This window comes from Lactonifactor longoviformis DSM 17459 (assembly GCF_900129135.1).
GTDB classification, from domain to species: domain Bacteria; phylum Bacillota; class Clostridia; order Lachnospirales; family Lachnospiraceae; genus Lactonifactor; species Lactonifactor longoviformis.
In genome coordinates, this window is sequence record NZ_FQVI01000016.1 from 94,340 (window position 1) to 101,203 (window position 6,864).

At 45.0% G+C, this 6,864-nt stretch carries 7 protein-coding genes and 1 riboswitch; all 7 genes read left to right on the forward strand.

Annotated features, from left to right (window positions below):
* Positions 1 to 79 precede the first annotated feature (79 nt).
* On the forward strand, positions 80 to 865 hold the full coding sequence (acsE, locus tag BUA56_RS14520; RefSeq protein ID WP_072853015.1) for a carbon monoxide dehydrogenase/acetyl-CoA synthase methytransferase subunit: 786 nt from the start codon (positions 80 to 82) through the stop codon (positions 863 to 865).
* A 1,263-nt stretch (positions 866 to 2,128) separates the two neighbouring features.
* Positions 2,129 to 2,347 carry a protein pyrBI gene (locus BUA56_RS14525; RefSeq protein WP_072853017.1) on the forward strand — a complete coding sequence of 73 codons (219 nt, stop codon included), beginning with the start codon at positions 2,129 to 2,131 and terminating at the stop codon, positions 2,345 to 2,347.
* A gap of 32 nt (positions 2,348 to 2,379) precedes the next feature.
* Positions 2,380 to 2,766 (forward strand): hypothetical protein, encoded by a 387-nt coding sequence (locus tag BUA56_RS14530; protein ID WP_072853019.1) that lies wholly within the window; start codon positions 2,380 to 2,382, stop codon positions 2,764 to 2,766.
* Between the two features lie 213 nt (positions 2,767 to 2,979).
* Entirely contained in the window at positions 2,980 to 4,923 is a 1,944-nt protein-coding gene (acsV, locus tag BUA56_RS14535) for a corrinoid activation/regeneration protein AcsV (RefSeq protein ID WP_072853021.1), read from the forward strand.
* A 13-nt stretch (positions 4,924 to 4,936) separates the two neighbouring features.
* Positions 4,937 to 5,584: a DUF3786 domain-containing protein gene (locus BUA56_RS14540; protein WP_072853023.1), complete on the forward strand. Its 648-nt coding sequence runs from the start codon at positions 4,937 to 4,939 to the stop codon at positions 5,582 to 5,584.
* Positions 5,585 to 5,650: 66 nt separating this feature from the next.
* Positions 5,651 to 5,752: riboswitch (THF riboswitch) on the forward strand.
* Positions 5,753 to 5,842: 90 nt separating this feature from the next.
* A complete protein-coding gene (locus tag BUA56_RS14545; protein ID WP_072853025.1) occupies positions 5,843 to 6,397 on the forward strand; it encodes a folate family ECF transporter S component in 555 nt (184 codons plus the stop codon).
* A gap of 63 nt (positions 6,398 to 6,460) precedes the next feature.
* On the forward strand, positions 6,461 to 6,864 hold a 404-nt coding region (locus BUA56_RS14550), incomplete at its 3' end, for a formate--tetrahydrofolate ligase (protein ID WP_139249495.1).

Sequence of the window (6,864 nt, forward strand, 5' to 3'; positions counted from 1 at the left end):
GCATGAAAGCACCCCGGATCTGCATAATCCCGGATCCGGGGAATGAAATATAATTTCTTACATGAAAAGGAGAATGAGCATGGCAAAATTTATTACAATTGGGGAAAGAATTCACTGTATTTCACCAGCAATTCGTGAGGCAATGGCAACAAGAAATCCAGAGGCTATTTTAAAACGTGCGAAAGAGCAGTTAGAAGCTGGAGCTACATACTTAGATGTTAATATTGGACCTGCTGAGAATGACGGTGAAGATTTAATGAAATGGGCAGTTCAGCTCCTTCAGGAAAACTTCGACAATGTTCCGTTAGCACTGGATACAGCTAACAAAAAAGCTATTGAGGCAGGTATTTCTGTATATAACAGAGCAAAAGGAAAACCAATCGTTAACTCCGCTGACGCCGGTGACAGAATGAGCTACATTGACTTAGCTGCTGCCAACGATGCCATCGTAATCGCACTTTGCTCCAATGGACCAATCGCTGCAGACAATGACGAGCGTATGGTACACTGCCAGACTATGTTAGAGCATGGTATGATGCTGGGCATGGAACCAACGGATCTGTGGTTTGACCCATTATTCGTAGTTGTAAAAGGTATGCAGGACAAACAGATGGAAGTTCTGGAAGCTATCAAGATGTTCAGCGATATGGGCCTGAATTCTACCGGTGGATTATCCAACAACTCCAATGGTATGCCAAAACACATCAGACCAATCATGGACTCCGCAATGGTTGCTATGTGTATGATGCAGGGTCTGACATCTGCAATTGTTAACCCATGCGACGTAAGATTAATGGAAACCATCAAATCTTGCGATGTATTCAAAAATAATACATTATATGCTGATTCTTATCTGGAACTGTAATTACGGGATTTTAGTATAAGGATTGGAACGTTATATAGGTGAGTGATTGAGCCGCTGTGAAGCAGGTACCTTATGGGGACTGCAAAGCAGCGGCTTTCTTTTATTTTGTATAGGAAGGTTTCAGGGTAGACATGTTAACAGAAAGGGAACTTATGTCCTTTACATAGAATATAGGTGTACTATTGTCGAAGAGGATGAAATTGGGATTTGACTTCATAAGCTTGATACTGCCCAGTCGGAAGGTATGGGGGGTAAGGGGACGGTGAGAGGAATCCTGCGGCAGCGGGCGGGCTGGGTTGGGCGGGAGGGAGGCTTAAGTTCCGGGGACACCTCCGTCGTGAAGAGGGTCTAAGACAAAACCGGAATCCCCGCCGGAGCACCGTTCGTATGTGCAAAGAATGCTTGATGTGCATTCTCTGCACATGCTCACTTTTTTTCGGCCCGGACTGCCGAAAAAATCTCCTGCAGGAATCCCGGTTTTGCCCAAGACTCTCTAGTCACTCCTCCGGAACCGTCCGCGGAACTTAAGCCTTCCTCCCGCCCAACCCAGCCCGCCCGCTGCCGCAGGATTCCTCTCACCTGGGTATAGGGTGTTCCAGGGGGGAGATTTATCAGATGGGGAACGTTGTTTTGCACATGGGAAATGGCTGTAAAATTGTCAGATAGAATATAGCTGTGATATCTTCAGATAGAGTGGAATTAATCATTGTAATGAGTTTGGGCGTTATCTAAAACATCGAGTTACAAATCGTGCGAAACAAGAAGAAAAGTGTACAACTCTCGACCTTCCCCACCCGTTTTCAGTGAATGTGAAGTAAGTCTCTGCCAGGATATAGAAGGGAGCACCGGGGAGACAGGGCCAGGCCGGGGTATAGGGACAGGTCAGGGAGGTTAAGCGGAGTGAGCCGAAGATCCAGTCCACCAGCTGATTAACGAGGAAGGCTTTCCTGACGAGTTTAGCAGCTGGTAGGACTTAGCTAAGGAGAACGGAGCCTCGAGCTGACTTGTCCCTATACCCCGGCCTGGCCCTGTCTCCCCGGTGCTCCCTTCTATATCCGTCCGTCTGCAACGCTGCGCTGGCCGACTATTTCGCCCCGAACTTCACATACACAAAACTATCTTTTTAGTAATTTTGAATAAATACACCTCCTGTTTCAATTAGAAAAAGTTACAAAGTTTTTATAAAACATAAAAATGAATTAGAAATATTAAATCTGCAATGATAAAATATAAGTAAGTTAAAGAAAAGGAAGTGTATGAATTATGAGAAGAATTACAAGTGCATGTCTCCTGCAGACGATGAAGTTTGACGCAATGAATAATGACAATTCCGAGCAGGAGTTAGAAATTTTTTGCAATAAGCTGAACAAGAAGGGAACCAAGTATACCATTGAGAGTAAGGAAAAGCAGGGGGACGGTTCTATTGTTGTGAAGTTGAAGAAGCAGTATAATGCTTACAAGACGGACGGATACTTAGATTGATAATGTGACAGCTGGAGGTGTGACAGGAATATATGGTTGGTGCACAGGTAGTACATAAGAAATATGGTAGGGGAAAAGTGCTGGATGCAAGTATCTCCCATATAATGGTGAAGTTTGCCGGCTGTGAGGTTCCCAAAAAGTTTATTTATCCGGACTCTTTTAAGAAATTTCTGCTGTTTGAAGACCCTGTATTGGAGAGCAAGGCGATGGCTGATGTGGAACTGAGGGAAAAACAGATAAAAGCGGAGGAAGAGAAGAAACTTATTGAGTTTAAAAAGTTTGAGGAGGAGAGGAAAAGAAAGCAGCTGGAGCTGCTTAAAAAGAAGAGAAAGGCAGCCAGAGCAAAAAAGGAAAAGGAGCTGCGGGAGTTAGAGAAAAAAGAAAGGCTGCGGTTAGAGGCAGAGCAGGAATCTGGATAAGAGAACGGCGCCCGGGAAGGCCTGGACGCTGCTCTCTTTTTTGCTTTGGATAGTGCCCTTTTGCTTGACAGTAAAGGGGTGAGTAAGGTATATTTATATTGACAAGCATTTGTCAATCTGACAAAAAATTGCTGGTCAATTACAGTTGTTGCAGCTTGGTTTTGGCGAACATACATAATTGTAAAATTATATTGAAGAAAGGCGAATGAAGCTATGTTTCAGGTAACTTTTAGATTCGAGAGCGGCGAAAAGGTCACGACTTACGCTCAGGAAGGGGAAAACCTTCTGGAAACAGCAAGAAAGGCAAATGTTGCCATTGATGCCCCTTGTTCCGGCAATGCGTCCTGCGGAAAATGTAAAGTGCGGTTAATCAGCGGAATGTTAGACTCCCAGAAGACGCGCCATATTTTTGAGGAGGAGTACGAGCAGGGCTGGAGGCTGGCTTGTGTCAGCAAAATAAACGGCGATGTGGAAGTGGTAGTTCCCGATATTGCATCAGCATATCGAAGCAGAATGAAAGTTGCGGATTTAAGCTCAAAAGAAGAGATCGCCATCTTCGAGAAAGCAAAATCAGACATCGAACAGGCCGGTATTGTCCTCAAAAACAGTTTGAGAACGGTAGATGTGTGTATGAATGTACCTACCCTGGATGACACGATGCCGGACAATGAGCGATTTACCAGAGCATTGAAGAAAGAGCTTGGGCTAAAGAGTGTCCGGGTACCTTATTCTGCATTGAGAAAAATGTCTCATGTGTTCCGGGAAAGCGATTTTAAAGTAAAAGCCGTGATACGGGTAGCCGGTGATGATGCCTTTGTATATGATATTTATCCGCAGACTGAGAATGTTGTAATCGGCGGACTGGCAATCGATATTGGTACAACTACAGTATCTGCCCTATTGATCAATATGCTGACCGGTGAGGTGATCGGCAAAGCTTCCGCAGGAAACGGACAGATCCGTTACGGCGCGGATGTCATTAACCGCATCATTGAGTCTGTGAAGCCCGGAGGCAGCGAGAGACTGCAGAAGGCGATTATTGAAGAAACGATTAATCCTATGGTTCAGCAGATGTGCCGTGCTACGGGGTTTGATCCCCGCCATATCTACAGGATGAGCGTGGCGTCCAACACAACCATGAACCATTTACTGACAGGGATGAATGGGGATCCTATCCGTATGGAACCTTATATCCCTACATTCTATAAAACGAATTCTCTGTATGCCTCTGATTTGGGTATTACAGTGAACCCGGATGCCCATATCATTATGGCGCCGAATATCGGCAGCTATGTGGGCGGTGACATTACGGCAGGTACATTGGTGAGTATGATCTGGAATCGTCCGGAATTTTCTCTTTTCATTGATCTGGGAACCAACGGAGAGCTGGTATTCGGAAATGAAGACTTTTTAATGAGCTGTGCCTGTTCTGCAGGTCCTGCCTTTGAGGGCGGAGACATCAGCTGCGGAATGAGGGCCACGGACGGGGCTATAGAAGCTTGTACTATAGATGCGGAAACCATGGAACCCAGCTTCCATGTGATTGGAAAAGAAGGAACTAAGCCGATCGGACTCTGCGGTTCCGGCATTATCGATGTGATCGGTGAACTTTACCGGACAAAAATTATTAATCCAAAGGGCAAGTTTATCAGAAACGGCAAGCGTGTCCGCCATGACAAATACGGTATGGGAAGCTATGTGCTCGCATTTGCCGAGGATGCCGGGTCTGTAAAGGATGTTGAGATCAATGAAGTGGATATTGATAACTTTATAAGAGCCAAGGGTGCTATCTTCTCTGCGATCAGGACAATGCTTTCTTCTGTGGACTTTGATATATCTATGATTGAAGATGTATATGTAGCAGGAGGGATCGGAAGCGGCATTAATATGGGCAATGCAGTCCGAATCGGAATGTTTCCTGACATCCCTCTGGATAAATTCCACTATATTGGGAATTCTTCTCTGTCAGGCTCTTATGCTATGCTCTTGTCTACAGCAGCAGAGAAAAAATGCTATGAAATTGCTAAGAATATGACTTATCTGGAATTAAGTGCAGTTCCGACGTATATGGATGAATTTGTTGCTTCTTGCTTTATACCGCATACAGATGCAGCATTATTCCCATCCGTTGAGCTCACTGGACAGAATCCTGAATAATCTGAGGTGATATATGAATTTTGATTATGCAAAAGACAGTAAAGAACAACGGCCGTTTGAATATTATTTTAAGAAATACCAGGGTATGGACCCGGCTGAGATAAGTGAGAGAACCGGGATCCCGTATGACGAAGAGAATAGATATTTTATTCTTCGTCTTATGGGAAGCACCTATGAGATTTCCTATCCGGAGTATGAAATCAGACACAGAGAGGATGCTGTAGGCAGTTATCCCCTGGAAACGGCCATGAATGCCAAGATTCTGGCACTTCGCTATCTGGTGGAGGGAAACCGGGCACCCTCTGCCGGCGAATATCTCACATATCGGGAAGTTCCCTGGGGAGAATTCTATTTTAGAAATTTTCAGGGGAGATGCCTGGCAAGGCTGGCATTTGGCTATGGAACGAAAATTACCAGATTTCAGGAAATTATGGAACATCTGGGGGCAAATAAGCTTGATCTGGGAGATGCCTCCTATGAATTTGAATTTATGAATGACTTGTTTGTACGGTTTATCTTGTGGGAAGGGGATGAGGAATTTCCTCCGTCATCCCAGATACTATTCTCAGATAATTTTCCCATTGCTTTCTCCGCAGAGGATATGGCAGTGGTGGGCGATATTTCTATCGGCCTTTTGAAAACTTTGGAGAAACAGCTGTAACTTTTCCTGCCGGTCGAAACATCCTTACGGATGCTTTGATAAATTGTAACTTGTCAACCATGATATAGTAGAGTAAATATTGCGCGTAAAGTGCCTTGGGATGGGAAGTTGCCCTTGGACGAAGGTGGCCGTGAAATTCTACCACGATGTAATATTGCATCCGCTACTGCATTAAAGAGTATGATGTATTGCCTCTTTGGTGTAGATCTACTATACACCTGAAGAAGGCCTTTGTATGCCTAAGGAGGAACATACATCATGAAAAAACTGAATAGCAGAGTTATCGCTTTTGCCGGTGTATTGATTGCCATGAATATTATTCTTTCCAGAGTGGTGGCAATTAATATTGGAAGCTCACTTCGCATTACGGTCAGCGCTACACCTATTTACCTGGCAGGGTTCTGGTTTGGACCTTTCGTTGGAGGGATCTGCGGGGGATTGTCAGATCTTCTCGGATGCCTGGTTTCAGGGTATGCGCCAAATCCATTGATTCTGGTATCTTCTGTACTTACAGGAGTACTTCCGGGATTGTTAAAAGGGTTTGTGACCAGGAAACCGGATATCTTCCGGTTTTTCGGCGTTGTTGCACTTCACGGGATTGTGGGGTCCCTGGGATTTGCAACCCTTGGGCTTAGACTGTATACAGGTATGCCCTGGGCAGTTTTGTATTCTACAAGAGCTGTGCAGACATTGCTTTTAACGGCAGTGAACAGTATGCTGGTTTTTGCGCTTTACAGAAGCCCGCTGACTGGTCTGGTAACCAAGTCTATGTCCCAAATGAGGAGAAAGACACCGGAGACAGTGAAACGGTAATTTTGCAATTGGTTGTAAATAATTTGGCGAAAGCCGGTTATTTCAGAAAGGGAGGATTTTACAATGGGATTCAAATCAGACATCGAAATTGCACAGGAAACGACGATGCAGCCAGTTATGGAGGTTGCAAAAACAGCAGGTATTGATCCAAAATATTTGGAACAGTACGGAAACTACAAAGCTAAGATTGACTATAACATGCTTCGTGACACCGATAAGAAGGATGGAAAGTTAATTCTGGTAACAGCAATTTCTCCGACACCGGCCGGTGAGGGCAAGACAACAACTACCGTAGGTCTGGCAGACGGTATGCGCAAGATTGGCAAAAACGTTATGGTTGCGCTCCGTGAGCCATCCTTAGGACCTGTATTCGGCGTAAAGGGCGGAGCCGCAGGCGGCGGATATGCCCAGGTAGTGCCAATGGAAGACATTAACCTGCATTTTACAGGCGACATGCATGCCATCGG

Coding starts and splice junctions, on each gene's coding strand:
- BUA56_RS14540 (WP_072853023.1), top strand. CDS start 4,937: ATGAATTTTGATTATGCAAAAGACAGTAAAGAACAACGGCCGTTTGAA.
- acsV (WP_072853021.1), top strand. CDS start 2,980: ATGTTTCAGGTAACTTTTAGATTCGAGAGCGGCGAAAAGGTCACGACT.
- acsE (WP_072853015.1), top strand. CDS start 80: ATGGCAAAATTTATTACAATTGGGGAAAGAATTCACTGTATTTCACCA.
- BUA56_RS14525 (WP_072853017.1), top strand. CDS start 2,129: ATGAGAAGAATTACAAGTGCATGTCTCCTGCAGACGATGAAGTTTGAC.
- BUA56_RS14545 (WP_072853025.1), top strand. CDS start 5,843: ATGAAAAAACTGAATAGCAGAGTTATCGCTTTTGCCGGTGTATTGATT.
- BUA56_RS14530 (WP_072853019.1), top strand. CDS start 2,380: ATGGTTGGTGCACAGGTAGTACATAAGAAATATGGTAGGGGAAAAGTG.